Genomic DNA, 22,102 nt, shown 5'->3' on the forward strand with positions numbered 1-22,102 from the left:
GTGCTGTAGTCCTGGCCGGACTTGAGGGTGACGTAACTCCCGCTGTGCGCGTCACCGTTGACACCGGCACCGGCCCCCGCTCGACGGCGTATCTCAGCCCATCCGCTCGTCGATCAGCCGGACCAGCTTGCCGGAGCGCGGGTTGTACGCAAGGGCGTCGGGCTCCACCCACTCGACCGCCAGCGGGTGGATCAGGCCGCGCTCGGCGTGGTCGGCGAACATCGGCCGGGTCTCGGCGAGTTGGCCGGCGAGGGCTGCCGTCAGGGCGGTCCGGGCCGCCTCGGAGGCGGCCGAGTTGCGGGCCAGGCGCAGCACCAGCTCGTCCCGCTCGTCCCGGTGGCGCAGCACCACCTGCACCTCGGCGACCAGCCCGTGCTCGTCCGCGCCTTCGACCAGCGCGCGCAGGTCCTGGAGGTAGACGGTGACCGGGCCGACCCGGGCGCCCTCCTCGGTGCGGCCGAGCAGCCGGAAGCGCCGCCGGGGGAAGTCCACCCACTCGGCGACGTCGCCCACGGGGTAGCGGATCACCGGCATCAGACGGCGCGTCAGGTCGGTGGCGACCAGTCGGCCCGCGCGGCCGGGCTCCTCGATCGGCTCGCCGGTCTCGGGGTCGAGCAGCTCCACGACCTTGACCGAGGTGAAGACCTCGTGGACCCGGCTGTCCGGCTCGCCCGCGACCGGGCCGGCCAGGATGCCGGCGTCCACGCTGGCGTACCCGATCGAGCGCACCTCGGCGGTAGGGAACGCCCGGGCCAGCAGGTCGAGTTGGTCCCCGTAGAAGGCCTCGCCGCTGAACAGGATCAGCCGGACGTCGGGCAGCGTGCCGACGGTGGCGATGACCTCCCGGGCCAGGCGGCAGAGCGAGGTGGGGAGCGCGGTCAGCACGGTGGCGGAGAAGTCCTGCAGCGCGCCGATCACGTAGTCCAGCGGCGCGGCGCCGCCGATCGGCAGCTGCACGGTGTCGACCGGCGCCTCCTGCAGGAGGTTCAGCGTGAAGATGAAGCTGGAGTACAACTCGCCGGCGTAGAACAGGTTGGCCACCCGGTCACCGTGGCGCAGCCCGGCCGCCGGCAGCCCCGCGCCGAAGGCACGGGCCATCAGACGCCATTCGGCGCGGGTGTACACCGAGACACGGGGGGCGCCGGTGGTGCCACCGGTCTTGATCACGATTCCGTCGGTCTGCGGGCCGGTCAACAGCCGGCTGTCCGATATCCCGTGGGCGTCCCAGAATGCCGTGTGATCGATCAGCGGAAGGTCGGTCAGGCTCGCTGCCCCATCGGGCAGATCGGCGTAGAGCTCGCGGTAGAACGGCGAGTGTTCGCGGACGTACCGCACGAGTTCGGTGATCGTCTGGTCATTCATGTGTGTTCCAACTTCCCCGCACCGGCAAAAAGGTCATCGTATCGCCGCCCGGGTGTCGGCCCGATGACCTGTGACCGATCGTCAGGGAACATTGTCCGGACCCGTGCCGGCCGACCGGGCGGCGGCACGGGAGACGGGGTGACCGGGTCGGTCAGGCGTGGCGCCAGGTGACGGAGAAGGAGTCGCCGTTGAGCGCGCCGGTGGTGGCCAGGGTGGTCGTGCGCCGGGTGACGGTGGACTGGTGGGTGGGGTAGCTGCCGATCGGGCGGCCGTCGACGGTGACGCCGGTGAACTGCAGGGGGCCGAACTTCGCCAGGGTCGGCACGGAGTCCGAGCCGATCGGCTCCATGATGGCCTCGGCGTTCACCGAGGTCGCGGTGGCCAGGTACTTCTGGAAGGTCTTCGTCCAGCCCTTGGTGCTGTCGCTCAGGGTCAGCGTGTAGTTGTGCCCGCCGTTGTCGACGACGGTGCCGGTCATGGAGTCGCCGGCCTGCACGGGCTCGGTGAACTAGATGCTGTCCTGCGGGTACATCTCGACCCAGGTGTTGTACTGGGGCTTGCCGGTCGAGCAGTCGAAGTCGATGCCGATCTGCTCGACGGTGTCGCTGTCCCACCCGTCGAAGCCGACCCACGGGGAGGCGATGCCGCGGTTGTTGGTGCAGTCGATCGCCGGGATGTTCCATGTCCCCGATATCGTCGAGTAGGTGGAGCCGTAGGTGATGTAGCCGCCCCAGATGTTGTCCGCGTGCATGCGGGAGTGGGTGGGGTGAGTTGCGGCGGCGGTGGCCGGGGTCGTCGCGCTCAGGGCCGTCGCCAGGCCGACGGCGGTGGTCACGAGCAGGGCGAGCGTGCGGGGGCGGGAGCTCATGGCTTTTCTCCAGGTGGTGATGGGGCACCGGATGGTGAGGGGGGTGGACCCGGCCGGGGGTATGCCGAAGTCTGCTCCGGCGGGGTGCGGCCGGAGCAGATGCCAGGTGGTGATAGCTCCGGTGTTATCGGGGGGACGTCACCTGTCGTACCGTCAGAAACCTGGCGGCGGGCGGGAACCTGCGGGAGAGATCTGGAGGTGTACAGTCAAGCTCGGTACCATCTGAGCGTATGAGACTGGGCTTTCACCACCTGGAGGTCCTGGTCGCCGTCGCGGACGCCGGTAGCATCCGCCGGGCGGCTCAGCTGCTCCGGGTCACCCAGCCGGCGCTCACGACCCAGCTGCACCGCATCGAACTGGCCTTGGGCAGCAGTCTGTTCCACCGCCGGCACGACGGGATCACCCCGACCGAGGTCGGCCGGTACGCGGTGAGCCGGGCGCGGGAACTCCTCGCCGACATCGGCGAGTTCGAGACGACGGTGCGCGCCCTGGCCAAGGACGACCAGCCGGTCGGGGCGCTCCGGGTGGGCGGGGTGGCGGGGCCGTTCGTGCCGATCCTGGTGGACGTGCTGCGCGGGCTGCTGCCCGGACGGGACATCCCCACCGTCATGGAGCCGATGGTCGGCACCCTGCTGGAGCGGTTGTCGGCCGGCGCGCTCGACGTCGTGGTCGTGCACGAGTTCCCCGGCTTCGAGGTGCGGGCCCCCGAGAACATCGACCTGCACGTCATCATCGCCGCCGAGCCGATCTTCGCGATGGTGGCCGAGACCCATCCGGCGGCGGGCCAGAGCGAGATCGGCCTCGCCGACCTGGCCGAGGACGACTGGGTCATGATGACCCCCGACGACACCGGCCTCTACGCCCGGCTGCGCATCGTCTGCGCCTCGGCCGGGTTCACCCCGCGCATCCGGCATGCGGCCAACGACTCCTCCGCGGCCGCCGCCCTCATCTCCGCCGGCCAGGCCGTCGGCGGCCTCTACGCCACCGGCCGCCCGGGCCCGGGTGTCACCGTCCGCCCGATCGCCGGCACCCCGCACTGCCGTCAGATCATGCTCGGCTGGCGCCGAGGCTCCGAAGTCGCCGCCCTCGGTGGTGAGATCGCCGAGCGGCTGCTCAAGCAGTACTTCGACCTCGCCGACGACCGCCCCCACTACGCCGACTGGCTGGCCGGCCGCGGCCGGGAGGCGATCCTCACCCTCCCGTCCCGGGCACACCTGCCCACCCGCTGACGCGGGGACCTTGGCCGAACCAGCGGGAGCGGGCACCGCCGGGATCAAGGACGCCGTCGTCGTCTTCGTAGGGCCTGGACGGGGGCGGGGCTCTGTCCGGCCACCTGAACGCTGCCGAGATCGGCGGACCGTTCTTCCTGAACGTCCACGTGATCCGAGCAGCCTGACGCCCCGAGAGGCCGAAAGGACCACCGTGGGACGTCCCACGGTGGTCCTTCAGCGCTTCGGATACCGGTTCGCCCGCTGCCGGCGACCACACGAGTCCAGTACCCTCCGGCGGAACTCCGGATCGGCCGCGTACCGCTGCCGCCGCCCGGGCAGCGGGGTTCCCGTGCTGCTGCGGGCGAATCAGGCCCCGAACGCCGCCTCCAGGCGCGGGACGAAGTCGACCATGTCGGCCGCCCAGCACGGGGCGTCGTGGTGGCCGGCGCAGGTGCCCCATCCGGCACCGTTGCCGTAGTCGACGTAGTGCGAGGGCATGCCGAGCGCATCGAGGTTGGTCTTGACGTGGGTGGTGGCGGACTCGGCCCAGAACTCCTCGTCGGCGGGGTTGCCGTTGCCGTTGCCGACGTAGAGGGAGATCCCCATGCCGGTCAGCTTCGACAGGTGGGTGGACGGGTCGGCGGCGTTCCACAGCACGTCACTGAACGGGTAGAAGATCGAGAACGGGTACGGGGTGCCGAACAGCGCGTCCGAGTCCACCGTCGGACCGAAGCCGCCGGGGCAACTCGGGTTCGTCGAGGAACCGCAGAGCACACCGGCCCCGTTGGTGAGGGTGCCCACGGCGGCCATCCGCACGTCCATCGAGTCCCGGCCGAGGTCGATCGCGCCGGAGAGAGAGGCCACCTGGCTGAACAGGTCGGGACGGTCCTCGGCGTAGTGCATCGCGCCGAAACCGCCCATCGACAGGCCGGCGATGGCCCGGTGCGCCTTGTCCGGGATGGTGCGCAGGTCCGCGTCGATGAACGGGATCACCTGGCCGAGGTGGAAGGTCTCCCAGTTCTGTGCCCCGGCGGCGGTGTTCTGGTTCAGCCAGTTGGCGTACCAGCCGCGCAGGCCGCCGTCCGGCTCCACGGTGATCATCGAGGAGCGGGCCGAGGCGTCCCGCAGGGCCGGCCAGGCCAGGCTCGCGTTGGCCGGGTCGTCGCCGGTGCCGTGCAGGAAGTACAGCACCGGGTAGTGCTTGGTGGTGTTGGTGTAGTAGTCGGCCGGCAGCATGATCCGGATGTGGTGGGTGCCCGCGACCTGCGGGGTGGTCACCGTGATCACGAAGTTGGTGGGGGTGTTGGCCGCCACGATCGCCGGGTCCGTGGCGACCTTGGTCAGGCCGAACCCGTCGGGCAGCGGCGGCTGGCCCGGGGTGTCGGCGTGCGCGGCGGGGGCCACCGTCAGGGTCAGGGCGGTGACCGCGGCGGCGAGCGTGGCCCGGACCCAGCGGAGTGGCTTCTTCGACGTACTCAAGGCGGAATCCTTTACGGCTGGACGCGACTGAATGACCGGCGCGCCAGGAACTGCGGCGCGCGCCGATCAGACTGTCAGCCCGGCCGAATCGGCGGCCAGGCCAGCAGGCGGCCATATGTGACCGGTACTGCCGATGGCCTGCCGAGGTGCTGGTCAGCAGCCGGGCCGGTCGGTCGGCCGGAGCCGGTCCGGCGGCGGGACAGAGCCGTTGGCCGGACACGCCCGGGTCAGGGCTTGGGGACGAGGGTGTTCTCGGTGGTGCGGCCGGCGGCGTAGTCGTCGATGTTGCGGGCCGTGGTGTCGATGATCTGGGTGACGGCGGTGTGGGTGAAGTAGGCCTGGTGGGAGGTGACGACGACCTGGGGGAAGGTGACCAGGCGGGCCAGGGTGTCGTCGGGGATGCCCTCGACGGAGCGGTCGGTGAAGAAGACGCCGGTCTCCTCCTCGTAGACGTCGAGGCCGACACCGGCCAGGCGGCCGGAGCGGAGCGTCTCGACCAGGGCGGTGGCGTCGACCAGGCCGCCGCGGCTGGAGTTGACCAGGATGGCGTCGGGCTTCATGGCGGCCAGGGCGGCGGTGTTGATGAGGTGGTGAGTGGCGGGCAGCAGGGGCACATGCAGGCTGACGATGTCGGCGCGGGCGAGGAGTTCGGTGCGGTCCACATAGGTCATGCCGAGGTCGAGGCAGGCGGGGTTCTCGGCGATGTCCCAGCCGAGCAGGGTGGTGCCGAAGCCGTGGGCGATGCGGGCGAAGCACTCGCCGATCTTGCCGGTGCCGATCACGCCGACGGTCATGCCGTGGATGTCCCGGCCGAGCAGGCCGTCGAGGCGGAAGTCGAACTCGCGGGATCGGTTGGCCGCCCGGGCCAGACGCCGGTTGACGGCCAGCGCGAGCGTCCAGGCATGCTCGGCGACCGCGTACGGGGAGTAGTAGGAGACCCGGTAGACGGCGATGCCGAGCTTCTCGGCGGCCGCCAGGTCGATGTTGTTGAAGCCGGTTGAGCGCTGGGCGATCAGCTTGGTGCCGCCAGCCGCGAGGACGGTCAGGGTCTGGGCGTCGAGTTCGGCATTGACGCTGCTGCTGACCGCCGGGTAGCCGGCGGCGAGCGGGGCGGTGTCGCGGTCGAGGAAGACCGGCAGGCAGCGCAGCGGGTGCCTGCCCGCGAAAGCACGCTCCAGGATGGGCTGTTCGTCCCGCTGGACGCCGTAGGCGAGGATCTCCATGCCGTCAAGCTACCGACGGCCGCTCGTCCGTCGGGGTGCGGCTCGCCGGACCGTCTACGCTGTCGTCCGGGCACTGACAGAGGTTCAGGCAGCCCGGACCGATCCTCGTTCCACGACTAGTACCAGAAGGAGACTCCTCCCATGGCCGGCCCGACCGAGACGCTGGAGTTCCAGGCGGAGACCCGCCAGCTGCTGCAGCTGGTGATCCACTCGATCTACTCGAACAAGGACATCTTCCTGCGCGAGCTGATCTCCAACGCCTCCGACGCCCTCGACAAGCTCCGCCTCGAATCCCTCACCGACCCGGGCCTCGCGGTCGACTCCTCGGAGCTGCAGATCACGCTGGAGACCGACAGCGAGGCCCGGACCCTGACGGTGCGGGACAACGGCATCGGCATGACCCGCGAGGAGGTCGTCGACCTGATCGGGACCATCGCCAAGTCCGGCACCGCCAGTCTGCTGGCCAAGATCAAGGAGGCCAAGGACGCGGAGGCGGCGCAGAGCCTGATCGGTCAGTTCGGCGTCGGGTTCTACTCGGCGTTCATGGTCGCCGACAAGGTCACCCTGCGGACCCGCCGGGCCGGGACGGAGGAGGGCACCGCCTGGGAGTCCGACGGCGAGGGCAGCTACACCGTCGCGCAGGCCGACGGCCTGCCGGTGGGCACCTCGGTCACGCTGCACCTGAAGCCGGCCGACGGTGAGGACGGTCTGGGTGACTACCTGGCCGGCTGGAAGATCCGCCAGATCGTCAAGCAGTACTCGGACTTCATCCGCTGGCCCATCCGGATGGCCGCCGAAGCGGCCACGGAGGACGGCGCCGCGCCCGAGCCGGAGACGCTGAACTCGATGAAGGCACTGTGGGCCCGCCCGCGCAGTGAGGTCACCGAGGCCGAGTACCACGAGTTCTACCAGCAGATCAGCCACGACTGGCAGGCACCCGCGCAGACCATCCACATGCGCGCCGAGGGCACCTTCGAGTACGAGGCGCTGCTGTTCCTGCCCGCCCACGCGCCGTTCGACCTGTTCTCGCGGGACACCAAGCGGGGCGTGCAGCTGTACGTCAAGCGGGTGTTCATCATGGACGACTGCGAAGCGCTGATGCCGAACTACCTGCGGTTCGTCAAGGGAGTGGTGGACGCCCACGACCTGTCGCTGAACGTCTCGCGCGAGATCCTGCAGCACGATCGCCAGATCACCGCGGTGCGCCGACGGCTCGTCAAGAAGGTGCTGGCCGCGCTCAAGAGCATGCGGGCCACGGACGCCGACGGTTACGCCAAGCTGTGGGAGCAGTTCGGCCGGGTGATCAAGGAGGGCCTGCTCGAGGACCGGGACAACACCGACGCCCTGCTCGAGCTGGTCTCGGCGGACTCGACCCACGACCCGGAGAAGACCACCACGCTGCGCGAGTACGTGGAGCGGATGAAGGACGGCCAGGACACCGTCTACTACCTGACCGGTGAGAACCGCCAGACGGTGGAGAACTCCCCGCACATGGAGGCCGTCACCGCCAAGGGCTACGAGGTGCTGATCCTCACCGACCCCGTCGACGAGGTCTGGACCGACCAGATCCCCGCCTTCGACGGCCACCGCTTCCAGTCCATCGCCAAGGGCCAGGTCGACCTCGAGGGCGAGGCCGACGGCAGCGAGGAGGCGAAGGCGGAGAAGGCGCAGCGCGAGCAGGACTTCGCGGGCCTCCTCGGCTGGCTCGGGACGACCCTGGCCGAGCAGGTCAAGGAGGTCCGCCTCTCCACCCGGCTCACCACCTCGGCGGCCTGCCTGGTCGGCGACGCCAACGACCTGACGCCCACCCTGGAGAAGATGTACCGGGCGATGGGCCAGGAGCTCCCCCCGGTCAAGCGGATCCTCGAGCTCAACCCCACCCACCCGCTCGTCGTCGCCCTGCACCAGGCCCACCGGGCGGAGCCCGAGGCCCCGGCGCTGGGGGACATCGCCGAACTGGTCCACGGCAGCGCGCTGCTCGCCGAGGGCGGCGACCTGGCCGACCCGGCCCGCTTCACCCGCCTGCTGACCGACCGCCTCGCCCGCACCCTGTGACGGACCCCGGCCCGAAGGCGCGGCTGCTCGCGGATCTCGCCGAGCGGGTGGCCGCGGCCGGGCCGCAGGGGCGCGGCGCGCTGTGGCGGCTCGGCGAGCCGGAGCGGCAGCTGGACGCCAACCTGGTCCGGCTGCCGGCCGGGGCCGTGGTGGGGGAGCACCGGGAGAACGACCTGGACGTGCTGCTGCTCGTGGTCGCGGGCGGCGGCACCCTGCTCGACGGGCCGCAGGCCCTGGAGCTCGGGGCCGGGGCCCTGGCGTGGCTGCCACGCGGCTCCCGGCGCAGCCTGCGGGCCGGGTCGGAGGGGCTGGTCTACCTGACCGCCCACCGGCGCCGGCCGGGCATGGCGGTCGGCGGCGTACGCACGGCGCAGCTCTGCCCGGGGTGCGGCGCCGTGCCCGAGGGCGCGGCCCCCGCCTACTGCAGCCGCTGCGGCGGACGGCTGTCGGCGGGCTGACAGCGGCGCGCCACCCACCCGGCACCGGGCGGGTGGGTGGCCGTCGTGCCGGCGGCGTCCGGCAGGGTGGCGAACCGGCTGGCCGGCCGCCGGGCCCGCTGCCCCGCGTACCGGTGGTGAACGACCGACGGGGCCACCGCTGGTGCGGTGGCCCCATCTCAGCAGGTCAGATGACGGTCTCGGCCTCGGCGTAGCGCTCGGCGGGGACGGTCTTCAGGTCGGCGACGGCCTCGGCGAGGGGGACCAGGTTGATCTGGGTGCCCTGGAGGGCCGTGATGTGGCCGAAGGCGCCCTTGTGGGCGGCCTCGACGGCGTGCCAGCCGAAGCGGGTGGCCAGGACGCGGTCGTACGCGGTCGGGGTGCCGCCGCGCTGGGTGTGGCCGAGGATGACCGGCTTGGCCTCCTTGCCCAGGCGGTGCTCCAGCTCGGCGGAGAGCTGGTTGGCGACACCGGTGAAGCGCTCGTGGCCGTAGATGTCCTTGACGCCCTCCTCCCAGTGCATGGTGCCGGGCTCGGGCTTGGCGCCCTCGGCGCAGACCACGATGGCGAACTTCTTCTTGCGGTCGAAGCGCTCGCGGACGACGTCGGTGAGCTTCTCGATGTGGAAGGGGCGCTCGGGCACCACGATCGCGTGGGCACCGGCGGCCATGCCCGCGTGCAGGGCGATCCAGCCGGTGTGACGGCCCATCAACTCGACCACCATCACGCGCTGGTGGGACTCCGCGGTGGTCTTCAGCCGGTCCAGTGCCTCGGTGGCGACCGAGACGGCGGTGTCGAAGCCGAAGGTGACGTCGGTGCAGGCGATGTCGTTGTCGATGGTCTTCGGGACGCCGACCACGGGCAGGCCCGCGTCGCTCATCAGCTTGGCGGCCTTGAGGGTCCCCTCGCCGCCGATCGGAATGACGGCGTCGATACCCAGGTCCTGGCAGTACTGCTTGGCGCGCTCGACACCGTCCCGCAGGTGGCTGGGCTGAACTCGCGAGGAACCGAGGATGGTGCCGCCCTGGGCCAGGATGCCGCTCACGGAATCGAGGGTCAGGGGCCGGTGGACCCCCTCCAGCAGACCTCGCCAACCGTCCTGGAAACCGATGATCTCGTCGCCGTGGTCGACCACCCCCCGGTGGACCACGGAACGGATCACGGCGTTCAGTCCGGGGCAGTCACCGCCGCTGGTCAGCACACCAATACGCATCGCTTTGCAACTCCCCTGGGGGCACCCCCGGCTGCGACGCCGGGGGATGAACCGGTACGGCCGGACCTCCACCTTGGTGTCTCCACCTAAAGGCAGGCTCGAATCGGACATAAAGCGACCAAAACGGGCCATATAGAGCACAGCATACGGCGACCGCGTCCGGCCGGACGGGCGCCGACGCGGGAGCGGCTTCGTCGACGAGCCCGCGCAGCTGTAGGGAACGGACGCCGAGGAGGGTGTGCGTCCGAACGCTGACTCTATTGTCTAATGAAGGCCCGGCCTTTGGCACCGACTGCCCGCCATGCGGTCAGGTCAGCCGGTGCCGTGGCGTACGGGCCCGTCAACTCCCGCGCTACGCGGGCTGCTTGGTGGCGGCGATGCGCTCGGCGCGCAGAGCGTCGTACCAGGTGGTGTCGGCCGGCGGCAGGGCGTTGACGTCCAGTGCCAGCTTGATGAGCATGTCCGCGACCCCGGGGTTGCGGGCCATCACGGGGCCGTGCAGGTAGGTGCCGAAGACGGTGTCGCGCCAGGCACCCTCGGTGCCGTCGCCGGTGCCGTTGCCCCGGCCGACCTGCACGGTGGCCATCGGCGAGACGCCCTGGCCGAGGTGGGTGACGCCCTGGTGGTTCTCGAAGCCCGTCAGCTGCGGGAGGGAGAGCCGGGGGTCGGTGTCGGCGAGCACGTCGCCGACGCAGCGGGCGCCCTCGCCGCGGGTGGTCCACACGTCGAGCAGGCCCAGGCCCGGCTCGCGCTGGCCGAGGTCGTTGATGAACTCGTGGCCCAGGATCTGGTACCCGGCGCAGACCGAGAAGATGATCGCACCGTTCTCGGCGGCCCGGACCAGGCCCGCGTCGGCGCGCAGCCGCTCGGCGGCCAGCCGCTGCGGGCGGTCCTCGCCGCCGCCGATCAGGTAGATGTCACCGCTGGTGGGCACCGCCTGGTCGGAGCGGACGTCGATCCGCTGCACGCCGATGCCGCGCTGGCGGGCCCGGCGCTCGACGACCAGGGCGTTGCCCCGGTCACCGTAGGTGCTGAGCAGGTCCGGGTAGACCCACACCAAGCGCAGTGCGCTCTCGCTCATCCTGGAAGGCCTTCCGTACTGCTGCTCTTGCGGGTGGGGCTGCTGGGGCGGGTACGACATCAGTTGGCCACCGCCTTGCGGAGCTGCTGGAAGGCGGTGTAGTTGGCGATCGCCTCGATCCGGCCGGGCGGCGCCATCTGGACCGCCTGCTCCAAGGTGTCGACCACCTGGAACTGCAGCCCGGCGACCTCCAGGCGCACCGCGAGGTCCAGCTTGCGCTGGCCCATCACGAAGACCGGGTGGCCGGCGAGGCGCTCGTAGTCCACGTCCCAGAGCCAGGAGGTGTCGGTGCCGTCCGCGTCCAGCGCGTTGACCGAGAGCACCACCGGCGCCGGCGGGCCGTCGATCAGCGAGAAGGTCTCCAGCCAGCCGGCCGGGTTCTTGGCGAGCAGCAGGCGGACGTCGCGGCCCAGGTAGGAGACCACGTCGTAGCGGCCGGCCACGGCGGTCACCGACTGCATGCGCTGCAGGGCGACCTGCGGGGCGACGCCGAAGACGGCGGCCACGGCGGCCGAGCTGGTGGCGTTGGCCAGATTGGCCCGGCCCGGCAGCTGGAGCTGGATCGGCCAGGCGCCGCGCTGCGGGTCGATCACGTGGGTGCCCTGGAGCGCCCAGTGCGGCTGCGGACGGCGGAAGCCGCAGTCCTGGCAGAACCAGTCGTCGCCCGGACGCTGCATCACACCGCCGCAGGACGGGCAGGACCAGGCGTCCTCCTTCCAGGCCTGGCCGGCGGCCACCCAGACCACCTTGCGGCAGGAGGAGGCGGCCCAGGTCACCAGCGGGTCGTCCGCGTTGGCGATGATCACGGCCTCGGTGTCCTTGAGGCCCTCGCGCCACTTCTCGGCCATCATGCGGGTCTCGGCGGCGCGGTCGAGCTGGTCGCGCGAGAGGTTCAGCAGCGCTATGGCCTTCGGGCGGGTGTCGCGGGCGACCCCGGCGAGGTACTTCTCGTCCACCTCGATGACGCCGAAGCGGGCCTCGGAGCCGCCGGCCAGGGCGGCGGTGATGCCGGCCGGCATGTTGGCGCCCAGCGCGTTGGAGACCACCGGGCCGGCGGCGCGGAGCGCCTCCGCGATCAGGCGGGTGGTGGTGGTCTTGCCGTTGGTGGCGCTGACCAGGACGACGTCGAGGTGCTCGGCCAGGGTGGCGAGCAGGTCGGGGTCGAGCTTGAGGGCGACCTTGCCGCCGATCACCGAACCGCTGCCCCGGCCGGCCTTCTGCGAGAGGGCGGCGGCCATCCGGCCGGCCGTCACGGCGAGCTTGGCGCGGGCGGGCAGCGAGGCGTCGCGTACGGCTGCGGCTTCCGAATCGGTGCCTGGCATGCTCAGTGGTTCCTCCTTGCAGCGGCACCGCCCGGGCGGCCGTTGGAGGGGCGCCGAGCGGCGGGGACGGGGCCAGCCTACCTACTCCGGGCTGAAGGACCGTGATCGCCCCAACATGTGCACTGCCCGAGGTTGCACCTTCAGGGGCGCGAGGAACTGCGCGGCCGACCATGCACGGCCTGTCGCCTTCCGACTTCGCGCAGTTCCTCGCGCCCCTGGACAGTGCAAGTGGCTCGCTCGGGAGAGCTTCAGAGGAGTGCATGGTCGGCCGCGCCGTTCCCCGCGCCCCCGGGGTTGCTGCTCAGCGCCAAGGTGAGGGCAGGGCCGCCTCCGTCAGGTGGGCGGTGATGACCAGGGTGGCGCCGTCGACCTGGTAGTCCAAGGGGGCGCCGAGCCGTCGCATGGCGGCGATGAGGGCGGTGTTGGAGGAGTGGGTGACGGCGTAGACGGTGGGGGAGCCGGCCTCGAGGGCGAGGGCGGCGGTGCGCTGGAGGAGGTCGAGGCCGAGGCCGCGCCGCTGCCAGGCGTCCTCGACCAGGAGGGCGATCTCGGCGCTGTCCTCGTCCCACATCAGGTGGGCCAGGGCGACGATCCGGCCGTCCGTGGTCTCGACGGCGAGGGTCTGGCCGTGGCGGGGGTCGAGCAGGTGGTCGAGGTAGCGGTCGGCGTCGCCGACCGGGCCGTGGTAGCGCTTGCGCAGCGCCTCGGGGGAGCAGCGCCGGTGCATCGCGAGGGCGGCCGCCCGGTCCGCGGGGTCGGCGCGGCGGACGGTGAGGTCGGCCCCGGCCGGCAGCTGGAGTCGGGCCTCGAGGTTGGGGACGCGCGGCCCCAGCAGGGCGTCCAGCTCGACCAGCGCCTGGGCCCGGGCGAACTCGGTCGGGGTGAAGGGCAGGTGGGCGCGGGTGAGTTCGAGCAGGTCCCCGGAGGGGGCCGGCAGCCGCATCACGTGCCCGTCCACCGCCGCGGCGGCCTTCGCGGCGCTGCCCGGGTAGCTGCGGATGGTGCAGCGGCCGAACAGCCGCCGCAGGGCGACCGGCAGCTCGGCGGCGTCCAGGGCGGTGCGAGTGGCCAGCGCGAGCACGTGGGTCGGTTCGTCCACCAGGTCGTGGGCGTCGGCCGGGTCGGTCCAGATGTCCCGGCCGCCGGCGGTGGCGACCAGGTGGGTGAGGCCGGCCCGGGAGAGGGAGAGCGGGGCGCGCAGCAGGAACTCGTCCACGGTGCCCTCGGCCAGCGGGTGGGCCTGGAGGGAGATGATGTTGACCTCGTGCCCGGCCAGCGCCGCGCAGATCCGGGCCAGGCTGCCCGGACTGTCGGTGACGGTGGCGCGCAGCCGCCACAGCGCCGTCTCGGTCCAGTCGTGCAGGGGGCCCGTCACCTCGGCCGCCCCGGGTGGCGCGGTCGGCTCGTGGCCCGGCGGATCGTGCGGGCGCCGGTGCGCCCACCAGGCGTGGAAGAGGGCGGTGGCGAGCAGGGCGAGGGCCGAGACGGCCAGCAGCACCGGGCCGTCGTGGCCGTGCACGACGATGTTGGCCACCAGGTCGGCGGTGGCGACGGCGAGGAACACCGCGGCCAGCTCGGTGGTGGAGTGCCGCCAGCGGTGCGCCCGGAGGCGGCGCCGCTGGGCGCGGGAGAGGGCGGCGGGGCGAGGCTCGGGAAGTCTGTCCATAGGAGCATGTTTGCGCTCCGGTGTTTCACGATCACGAATCCCCCGTGACCTGTCGGTAAATGTCTCCGGTTGGCTTCCGAACGATTCCCGGTGAACTCCCGGTGACCGTCAGGATTCGACTGGACGCTCCATCAGATCGGCTCTGGCCGCCAGGACTTCGGTCACCAGCAGCTCGAGGTCGGCCTCGGTGGTGGCCGGATTGAGCAGACAGGCGCGGAGCATCTCCCGCCCCTCGAACACGGCTCCGGTGACGAAGGTGTTTCCGCGCAGCTGGACGGCCGGGGGCAGCGCCCGGTTGAGCGCGTCGGCCGCCCGCTCGTCGGCCGCGCGGGCGCGGAAGGCGACGATCGAGGTGCGGACGGGGGCGAGCAGTTCGAGGGCGGGCTCGGCCTCGACCAGCTCGCCGAGGCGGCGGGCCAGGGCGGTGCAGCGGGCGATGTCCTCGGCGATGCCCTGGCGGCCGCGGTGGGCGACGGTCGCCCAGACCTTGAGAGCACGGAACGGGCGGGTCTGCTCCATGCCGTACTCGGAGAACCAGCCGAGCTCGCCCGCCGCCTCGTCCCGCAGGTAGGAGGGCACCAGGCTGAAGGCGTCGCGCAGCGCCGCCGGGTCCTGGACCAGCGCGCAGCCGCAGTCGACCGGGACACCGAGCCACTTGTGCGGGTCCAGTGCGAGCGAGTCGGCGCGCCCCATGCCCGCGTACTGCCCGGCGACGGCCGGGTCCAGCACGCCGAAGGCGCCGTACGCGCCGTCCACGTGCAGCCAGAGGCCCTCGGCGGCGCAGAGGTCGGCCAGCGGGTCGAAGGCGTCGACGGCGCCGGTGCCGACGGTGCCGGCCGAGGCGACGACCAGGAAGGGGTGCAGGCCGGCCGCGCGGTCCGCCCGGACGGCCTCGGCCAGGGCGGCGGGGTCGAGCAGGCCGTCCGGGGTGGTGGGCACGGTACGCAGGTAGCGGCTGCCGAGGCCGAGCAGTTCGACGGCCTTGCGGACGCAGGAGTGGGTCTCGGCGGTGGCGTAGGCGGTGAACGGCGGGAGGCCGGCGAGGCCGTCGGCGCGCAGGTCGTGGCCCAGGCGGGCGGCGGCGCGGCCCCGGGCGGCGGTCAGGCACAGCACGGTGGCCATCGAGGTGCCGGAGGTGAGGATGCCGCCGCCGGGGGTGTGCGGGTAGCCGACCAGCTCGGCGATCCAGCGCACCACCGCCCGCTCCAGGTGGACGTCGGCGTGGTCGCCGCCCGCACTGCTCGGGTTCATCGCGGCGGCCGCCAGCGTGGCCAGTACCCCCGCCGGGGCGGGGGCGGAGTTGACCCAGCCGAAGAAGGCGGGGTGCCCGTTGCCCATGGGGGCGGTGAGGATCTCGCGGCCGACGGTGCCGAGCAGCTCGGCGAGGGGGGTGCCGGTCTCCGGCAGGGGGCGGTCGAGCAGCGCCGCGCGGTCGGCCGGGGCCGTGGGCTGCCAGACCGGGCGGGTGGGGACGGCTTCGAGGTAGTCGGAGACCAGGTCGGCGGCCTGGTGGGCGGCTTTGCGGAAGTCGTCGCTCATGAGGGCACTGTAGGGGACGGGCGGCGGCCGCCACGATGGTGTCCACGTACAGAAACCGCAGCAAGGGCGGGGGAACCGATCGCGCGACCGTCTACCTGAGTGGTGGGTCGGTCGCGCACGCTGTTGATCAAGCACAGCCCCGCGCCCCTGGCGGTGGTGCGACTCTCAGTCCAGAGTGTTGGCCAGGCCGCCGGCGCTGCGGCAGTAGCCGGCGATCTCCTTGTTGGTGAGCTGGGAGCAGAGGCGGGCGCCGGCGCCGGCCTCGGTGTAGTTGACGGTGTAGTAGCTGTAGAGGCCCTGGGTGCAGGCACGGCGGTGGGCGGCGTCGACGCCGGTGGCGCACTGGTCGGCGGCCCAGTTCACGCGGTCGAGGTTGTACTTCATGGTGCGCGAGCCGACGCCCCGGCTGCAGTCGATGTCACCGCCGGTGGACTTGCCGTTCAGGCACCACTGGAGGGCGGCGGCGAAGACCTCGGGGTGGTTGGGGTAGTCGTGCGAGCTCAGGTAGTAGGTCGGCGCGTAGAAGTAGCAGGCCGACTGGAACAGTCCCGGCTGCTCCGGGCAGGGGTAGAGCGGCTCCTTGGCGAGCTTGTCGGCGGGGAGGTTGGCCTTGGCCTTCTCGTCCTCCTCGTCGGGGCCGAAGAGCTGCATGAACAGGCCTTCGGAACAGGTGACCTTCTTGCTGTCGCCGGGGAACTCGCTGCACAGCTTGCGGGCCTCGGCGACGTCCTGCTTGGCGACGAACATCGTGCCGTGGCCGACCCCGTGGATGCAGGGGCCGGTGTTGGCGGGGGCGCAGAGCTTGAGCAGGTCGACCTCGGGCTGCTTGGAGGCGTTGAGCATCTCCTCGACCGCGCCGTGCAGGTAGCCCGCCGCGCAGGTCTCGTGCGGGAAGGAGATCACCTTCTGGAAGTCCTCGTGGTACCGCTTGACGGCGGCGTGGCCCAGCTCGTGCGCGATCGGGTGGCAGAACCGGACGGTGTACGGGAGCTTCTTGGTGATCTTGTCGAGGTCGGCCAGCGCCACGCCCGGGTCGGTGGCGTCCATCTCGGCCATCATCTTGTTCCGCAGGGTGCTGCGGGTCCACACCGCCGGGTCCCCGGTGGGGGTGGGCGAGGCGGCCAGGGTGGCGGGCTGGGCACCGCCGGAGGCTGCGGGAGTGCCGGCGGCCGCCGCCGGGGTGGTGGCGGGTGCCCACTGGGTGACGGCCACCGCGCCCAGCCCCAGGGCGCCCAGCAGCAGGGCGGTGATGATCGCGAAGATTCGCGGTTGCATGAGGTTGTGTCCCCCGACAGCTCGCTCCGGACAGGTTTCTTTCCCATCCTGGCGGCAGCGGGTCGATTGTCGCCGCTCACCCGCCGCCATCCGGGACGTGTCGGCCCGGCCCAGCGGCCGCCGACCTGGTCAACGAAGAGCTAGCCCCCCACGTCACCAGGAGCTCACACTCTCATACCGGTACGGACCAACCGTGCACGGGGCTGAATGTCTGAAGATCTGCCCGATTTCGGGCAGGATTCTTGGATTCAGCGATCTTGCGGCCTAGGCTCACCTACCGTGCCTGTCTCGCCACACCGTCATGAAGACCTGATCGCCCACCTCACCCGGACCAGCGTGCTGAGTCCGGGCGAGGCGGCCAGAGTGGTCGCGGAGGTGTTGGCGTACTTCTCCGAAACCACGGAGGAGTACGTGCGCCGCCGTCACGGCGAGCTGCAGGCCAGAGGACTGACCAACGAGAAGATCTTCGCCCGGCTCGGCGCCGAACTCGCCGCCCGCCGGGTCGCCGCGCCGGAGCTGTCCACCCGTCAGCTCCGCCGGATGGTCTACGGCTGACCGGTTGACGGCCGTCGGGCCAGAAGAGTCGAACGACGCGAGGAGAAGCTGACCATGTGCGGAATCGTGGCCTACATCGGCCCCAAGGACGCGACCACCTTCCTCCTGGAGGGCCTGCAGCGGCTGGAGTACCGGGGGTACGACTCGGCCGGCGTGGCCGTGAGCGGCAAGTCCGGCGGGCTGAAGGTCTGCAAGGTCAAGGGCCGGGTCGCCGACCTCGCCGCCGCCGTGCCCGCCCGCTTCAAGGGCACCACGGGCATCGGCCACACCCGCTGGGCCACCCACGGTGAGCCGAGCGACGCCAACGCGCACCCGCACACCGACAACTCCGGCCGGATCGCCGTGGTGCACAACGGCATCATCGAGAACGCCGACGAGCTGCGCGCCCGCCTCACCGCCGACGGCGTCACCTTCACCTCCGAGACCGACACCGAGGTGCTCGCCCACCTGATCGCCGCCCGGGCCGGCGAGGGCGTCGAGCTGGAGGAGGCCGTCCGGGCCGCGCTCGGCCACGTGGTCGGGACGTACGGCATCGCCGTGCTCGACGCCACCCAGCCGGACCGGATCGTGGTGGCCCGCAACGGCAGCCCGATCGTGCTGGGCATCGGCGAGAAGGAGATGTTCGTCGCCTCCGACATCGCCGCCCTGGTCCGCTACACCCGCCAGGTGGTCCACCTGGAGGACGGCGAGCTGGCCGTGGTGCGCGCCGACGGCTTCCGCACCTTCACCGAGGACGCCCGCACCGTCACCCGCCAGCCCTCCACCGTGGACTGGGAGGTCGCCTCCTACGACACCGCCGGGTACCAGCACTACCTGCTCAAGGAGATCCACGAGCAGCCGGGCGCCGTCGAGCGCACCCTGAGCGGCCGCCTGGACGAGCGCTTCTCCACCGCCCACCTCGGCGGGCTCAACCTGGACGCGCGCGAGCTGCGCGAGATCCGCCGGGTGAAGATCCTCGGCTGCGGCTCCGCGTACTACGCGGGCGAGATGGGCGCCCAGCTGATCGAGGAGCTGGCCCGCATCCCCGCGCACAGCGAGCCCGCCTCGGAGTTCCGCTACCGCAACCCGGTGATCGAGGCGGACACGCTGTACGTGGCGGTCAGCCAGTCCGGCGAGACCTACGACACGCTGGCCGCCGTGCAGGAGATCAAGCGCAAGGGCGGCCGGGTGCTCGGGGTGGTCAACACCGTCGGCAGCGCCATCGCGCGGGAGTGTGACGGCGGGATCTACCTGCACGCCGGGCCGGAGATCTCGGTGGCCTCCACCAAGGCCTTCACCTCCACCGTGGTCGCCTTCGCGCTGCTGGCCCTGCACTTCGGCCGGATCAACGACCTCTCGCCCGCCGACGGGAAGCGGATCGTGGCCGGGCTCAAGGCCCTGCCCGGGCAGATCCGGGAGATCCTGGCCCAGGAGGAGGAGATCGCCAAGCTGGCCGCCGAGTACGCCGAGAGCGCCGGGATGATGTTCATCGGCCGGGTGCGCGGCTACCCCGTGGCCCGCGAGGGCGCGCAGAAGCTCAAGGAGATCTCCTACGTCCACGCCGAGGCGTACCCGTCCAGCGAGCTCAAGCACGGCCCGCTCGCGCTGATCAGCCCCGAGCTGCCCACCGTCGCCCTGGTGCCGGACGACGAGCTGCTCGACAAGAACCTCACCACCCTCGGCGAGATCAAGGCCCGCTCCGGCCGGGTGCTGGCCGTCTGCCACCGCGCCCCCGAGGCCAAGCTGGCCGATCACGCCATCGTGGTGCCCAAGAGCGAGCCCGAGCTCGACCCGCTGCTGCTCAACGTCCCGCTGCAGATCTTCGCCTACTACGCCGCCATCGCCCTCGAGCGGGACGTGGACAAGCCGCGCAACCTCGCCAAGAGTGTGACGGTGGAATAGCCCGGACGGCACGTCAGTTATGGTGCGACCGGGGCCCGGAGGTCGGGCCCCGGTGGACGGGGAGCTGACGCACATGCACTTTGGGATCATCGGGACGGGCACCGTGGGGCGCACCCTCGCGAGCAAGCTCGTCTCGCTCGGCCACGAGGTGACCCTCGGGTCGCGCACCAAGGACAACGCCGCCGCGCTGGCCTGGGCCGAGCAGGCCGGTCCGTACGGCCACAACGGCACCTTCGCCGAGGCCGCCCAGGCCGCCGAGGTGGTGCTCAACGCGACCTCCGGCACCGTCTCGCTGCAGGCGCTGCGCCTGGCCGGGGAGGAGAACCTGGCGGGCAAGGTGCTGATCGACGTCTCCAACCCGCTGGTCTTCTCGGCCACCGGCGAGCTGAGCCTGGACCCGGTCAACACCGACAGCGTGGCCGAGCAGATCCAGCGGGAGTTCCCGCGGGCCAAGGTGGTCAAGGCGCTCAACACGGTGACCGCCGCCGTGATGGTCGACCCGGGCCGGGTGCCCGGCGAGCACAACCTGTTCGTCGCGGGTGAGGACCAGGCGGCCAAGGCCCAGGTCACGGCCGTGCTCGAGCAGTTCGGCTGGCCGGCCGGCTCGGTCATCGACATGGGCGGCGTCGCCTCGGCGCGCGGCCTGGAGATGCTGATGCCGTTCTGGCTGAAGCTGATGGGCCAGTTCGGCCACGCCGACTTCAACTACCAGATCCGGCGGGCGCAGTGACTGCCGAACCGTTCGAGCCGCTGAACGAGGACTGGCAGACCGCGCTGGCCGTGGTCGCCCACCCCGACGACATGGAGTACGGCGCCGCGGCCGCCGTCGCCCGCTGGACGGCCCAGGGCAAGCGGGTGGTCTACGTGATGGTGACCAGCGGCGAGGCCGGCATCGACTCGATGGACCCGGCCGAGTGCAAGAGCGTGCGCGAGGCCGAGCAGATCGCCTCCGCCGCGCTGGTCGGCGTCGGGGAGGTGGTCTTCCTCGGTCACCCGGACGGCGTGCTCGAGTACGGCCTGCCGCTGCGTCGCGACATCGCCCGGGTGGTCCGCCGGTACCGCCCGGACATCGTGATCACCACCAACTTCCGGGAGACCTACGGCGGGGTGGTGCCCAACCAGGCCGACCACATCGCGGTGGGCCGGGCCACCGTGGACGGCGTCCGGGACGCGGGCAACCGCTGGGTGTTCCGGGAGCTGACCGAGGAGGGCCTGGAGCCCTGGGGCGGTGTCCGCGAGGTCTGGGCGGCGGCCTCGCCGCAGGGCCGGCACGCGGTGGACGTCTCCGAGCACCTGGACGCCGGGATCGCCTCACTCAAGGCCCACCAGGCCTACCTGGCCGGCCTCGGCGGGGACATGGCCGACGCCGCCACCTTCCTGGAGCGGTCCTCCGCCCAGGCCGGGGAGCGGCTCGGGGTGCGTTACGCGTCGTCCTTCGAGGTCGTGCCGCTGCGGTTCTGACCGCTCGGCGGCCGCCGCCTCCCGCGCAGGTACCGGTAGGTCAGGTACCCCAGCAGGAGCGCGGCGGCCGCGACCAGCAGGACGTTCTGGTAGCGCAGCAGCCGGTGGTAGATCGGCCCGATGTTGTCGCCGGTCGCGTAGCCCACGCCGCCCCAGAGGCCGACCCAGAGCGCGGCGCCCAGCAGGTTGGCGGGCAGGAAGCGGCGCCAGGCGAGCTCGGTGGTGCCCGCGACGATGCCGTTGTACTGGCGCAGCCCGTCCACGAACCGGGCCACCGTGACGATCCGCCCGCCGTACCGGTCGAAGAAGTGCGCCGCCCGCGTCATCCGCTCCGGGGTGAGCAGCACGTACCGGCCCCACCGGTGGACGAAGGCGGTGCCGCCGGTCCGCCCGATCACGAACCCGAGCGTGTTGCCCGCTGCCGCCGCCGCGAAGGCGACGGCCATGACGGCGGCGATGCTCATCCGCCCAGTCCCCGCGTACACCGCGGCGAGCACCAGCACGGTCTGCCCGGGGACGGGCACCCCGCAGTTGTCCAGAAACACCAGCAGGCCGACGGAGAGGTACCCGTAGTCGTCCAGCAGGGGTTCGAGGTGGGCCAGCGGCCCGGGCAGGGGTTGGGGCGTCATCGTCCGATCCGAGGGCGTCCGTGCTCGAGGCCCGACCGATGGGGCGGGGCGATCAAGATTATGTTGGGATCGCCCTGTTGCGCGTCAAGGAGGTGTCAAGGGGCGGCTCGGCCCGGCGCCGGTGGGTTTGGCTGAGGTGACAGCCGAATCGGTGAGGAACGGACATGACGGGCATGAGCGAGGGTTACGGCGGCGAGCGGCGCACGGGGCGGATCGTCGTCGGGGTGAGCGGATCGCTCGGAAGTCTGGCGGCCCTGCACCGCGCCGTCGACGAGGCCCGTCGGACGGACGCCGAGGTGCTGGCGGTGCTCGCCTGGGCCCCGCAGGGCGGTGAGCACGCCTACCGCCTGGCGCCCTGCCCGCCGCTGCTGGCCGCCTGGCGGCAGGGCGCCGTCGAGCGCCTGCGGGACGCCCTGGCCGAGGCTTTCGGCGGGGCTCCCGACGGAGTGCGGTTGTCCGCCCAGGTGGTACGTGGCGACGCCGCGCCCGCCCTGGTGCGGGCCGCCGACCGGCCCGACGACGTCCTGGTGGTCGGGGCCGGAAGCGGCAGCCGGCTGCGGCGGGGGCTGCGACCGTCGGTGACCGCCTACTGCGTCAAGCACGCCTCCTGCCCCGTCCTCGCGGTGCCGAGGCCCGGGCTCCAGCGCGAGCTGGAAGCCCTCCACCGCCGCAACGCCTGGCACCTGCCGACCGCACCGGCCCCGATCCGCTGAGGAGTTCAGGGGCGCGCCGCGGGGTCAGCGGGAACGGACGCGGCTCGGCCGGCGGTAACGGCTTCGACGACCGGTGCGACACGGGCGGCGTCAACATCGCGTCAAGATCGGCCCTCGGCGGATCAAGGATCC

The 22,102-nt window shown here is 72.0% G+C and carries 18 protein-coding genes and 1 pseudogene; 8 read left to right on the forward strand and 11 right to left on the reverse strand.

From position 1 onward, the window contains the following. Positions 1-93: 93 nt before the first annotated feature. Positions 94-1,362, reverse strand: coding sequence for a phenylacetate--CoA ligase family protein (locus tag ABT095_RS19225; protein ID WP_350530636.1), 1,269 nt, complete (start codon positions 1,360-1,362; stop codon positions 94-96). 151 nt (positions 1,363-1,513) lie between these two features. Continuing rightward, positions 1,514-2,230: pseudogene (locus ABT095_RS19230) on the reverse strand (G1 family glutamic endopeptidase). Positions 2,231-2,460: 230 nt separating this feature from the next. Here ABT095_RS19230 and ABT095_RS19235 point away from each other — a divergent pair. Next, a complete protein-coding gene (locus ABT095_RS19235) occupies positions 2,461-3,459 on the forward strand; it encodes a LysR family transcriptional regulator (protein WP_350530637.1) in 999 nt (332 codons plus the stop codon). A 348-nt stretch (positions 3,460-3,807) separates the two neighbouring features. Here ABT095_RS19235 and ABT095_RS19240 read toward each other — a convergent pair whose 3' ends face one another. Next, entirely contained in the window at positions 3,808-4,920 is a 1,113-nt protein-coding gene (locus tag ABT095_RS19240; protein ID WP_350530638.1) for an alpha/beta hydrolase, read from the reverse strand. A gap of 227 nt (positions 4,921-5,147) precedes the next feature. Further along, positions 5,148-6,143 (reverse strand): 2-hydroxyacid dehydrogenase, encoded by a 996-nt coding sequence (locus ABT095_RS19245; protein ID WP_350530639.1) that lies wholly within the window; start codon positions 6,141-6,143, stop codon positions 5,148-5,150. A gap of 141 nt (positions 6,144-6,284) precedes the next feature. Here ABT095_RS19245 and htpG point away from each other — a divergent pair, with 141 nt between their 5' ends. Further along, entirely contained in the window at positions 6,285-8,198 is a 1,914-nt protein-coding gene (htpG, locus tag ABT095_RS19250) for a molecular chaperone HtpG (RefSeq protein ID WP_350530640.1), read from the forward strand. Beyond that, positions 8,195-8,656 (forward strand): cupin domain-containing protein, encoded by a 462-nt coding sequence (locus tag ABT095_RS19255; protein ID WP_350530641.1) that lies wholly within the window; start codon positions 8,195-8,197, stop codon positions 8,654-8,656. Before htpG ends, ABT095_RS19255 begins: the two co-directional genes overlap by 4 nt. Before the next feature lie 166 nt (positions 8,657-8,822). On the opposite strand, the gene ABT095_RS19260 is transcribed toward ABT095_RS19255, so the two are convergent. The 6 genes from ABT095_RS19260 to ABT095_RS19285 all read right to left on the reverse strand — a co-directional run bounded on the left by ABT095_RS19260 (position 8,823) and on the right by ABT095_RS19285 (position 16,731). Next, a complete protein-coding gene (locus ABT095_RS19260) occupies positions 8,823-9,848 on the reverse strand; it encodes a 6-phosphofructokinase (RefSeq protein WP_350530642.1) in 1,026 nt (341 codons plus the stop codon). Between the two features lie 352 nt (positions 9,849-10,200). Continuing rightward, a complete protein-coding gene (locus tag ABT095_RS19265; protein ID WP_350530643.1) occupies positions 10,201-10,929 on the reverse strand; it encodes a type 1 glutamine amidotransferase in 729 nt (242 codons plus the stop codon). Positions 10,930-10,988: 59 nt separating this feature from the next. Continuing rightward, positions 10,989-12,251 carry a MurT ligase domain-containing protein gene (locus ABT095_RS19270; protein ID WP_350530644.1) on the reverse strand — a complete coding sequence of 421 codons (1,263 nt, stop codon included), beginning with the start codon at positions 12,249-12,251 and terminating at the stop codon, positions 10,989-10,991. Positions 12,252-12,552: 301 nt separating this feature from the next. Beyond that, positions 12,553-13,917, reverse strand: coding sequence for a GNAT family N-acetyltransferase (locus ABT095_RS19275; protein ID WP_350530645.1), 1,365 nt, complete (start codon positions 13,915-13,917; stop codon positions 12,553-12,555). A gap of 108 nt (positions 13,918-14,025) precedes the next feature. Further along, positions 14,026-15,456, reverse strand: coding sequence for a pyridoxal phosphate-dependent decarboxylase family protein (locus tag ABT095_RS19280; RefSeq protein WP_350530646.1), 1,431 nt, complete (start codon positions 15,454-15,456; stop codon positions 14,026-14,028). Positions 15,457-15,621: 165 nt separating this feature from the next. Beyond that, positions 15,622-16,731 carry a hypothetical protein gene (locus ABT095_RS19285; RefSeq protein WP_350530647.1) on the reverse strand — a complete coding sequence of 370 codons (1,110 nt, stop codon included), beginning with the start codon at positions 16,729-16,731 and terminating at the stop codon, positions 15,622-15,624. 279 nt (positions 16,732-17,010) lie between these two features. On the opposite strand from ABT095_RS19285, the gene ABT095_RS19290 reads away from it, so the two are divergent. From ABT095_RS19290 to ABT095_RS19305, 4 genes are all read left to right on the forward strand, one after another. After that, positions 17,011-17,286, forward strand: a complete 276-nt coding sequence (locus tag ABT095_RS19290) for a hypothetical protein (protein WP_350530648.1) — start codon at positions 17,011-17,013, stop codon at positions 17,284-17,286. A 54-nt stretch (positions 17,287-17,340) separates the two neighbouring features. After that, positions 17,341-19,167, forward strand: coding sequence for a glutamine--fructose-6-phosphate transaminase (isomerizing) (gene glmS / locus ABT095_RS19295; RefSeq protein ID WP_350530649.1), 1,827 nt, complete (start codon positions 17,341-17,343; stop codon positions 19,165-19,167). A gap of 73 nt (positions 19,168-19,240) precedes the next feature. Continuing rightward, positions 19,241-19,897 (forward strand): NADPH-dependent F420 reductase, encoded by a 657-nt coding sequence (locus ABT095_RS19300; RefSeq protein WP_350530650.1) that lies wholly within the window; start codon positions 19,241-19,243, stop codon positions 19,895-19,897. After that, the gene (locus tag ABT095_RS19305) at positions 19,894-20,628 is read left to right on the forward strand and encodes a PIG-L deacetylase family protein (protein ID WP_350530651.1); all 735 of its coding nucleotides are present in this window, start codon (positions 19,894-19,896) and stop codon (positions 20,626-20,628) included. The genes ABT095_RS19300 and ABT095_RS19305 overlap by 4 nt, the downstream gene beginning before the upstream one ends. On the opposite strand, the gene ABT095_RS19310 is transcribed toward ABT095_RS19305, so the two are convergent. Further along, positions 20,589-21,257 carry a DedA family protein gene (locus ABT095_RS19310; protein WP_350530652.1) on the reverse strand — a complete coding sequence of 223 codons (669 nt, stop codon included), beginning with the start codon at positions 21,255-21,257 and terminating at the stop codon, positions 20,589-20,591. The genes ABT095_RS19305 and ABT095_RS19310 overlap by 40 nt on opposite strands. A gap of 164 nt (positions 21,258-21,421) precedes the next feature. Between ABT095_RS19310 and ABT095_RS19315 the strand changes: the two genes are divergently transcribed. Beyond that, positions 21,422-21,970 (forward strand): universal stress protein, encoded by a 549-nt coding sequence (locus tag ABT095_RS19315; RefSeq protein WP_350530653.1) that lies wholly within the window; start codon positions 21,422-21,424, stop codon positions 21,968-21,970. The last annotated feature ends 132 nt before the right edge of the window (positions 21,971-22,102 follow it).

The sequence above is a fragment of the Kitasatospora sp. NPDC002227 genome (assembly GCF_040296285.1).
In the GTDB taxonomy this organism is placed as follows: Bacteria; Actinomycetota; Actinomycetes; order Streptomycetales; family Streptomycetaceae; genus Kitasatospora.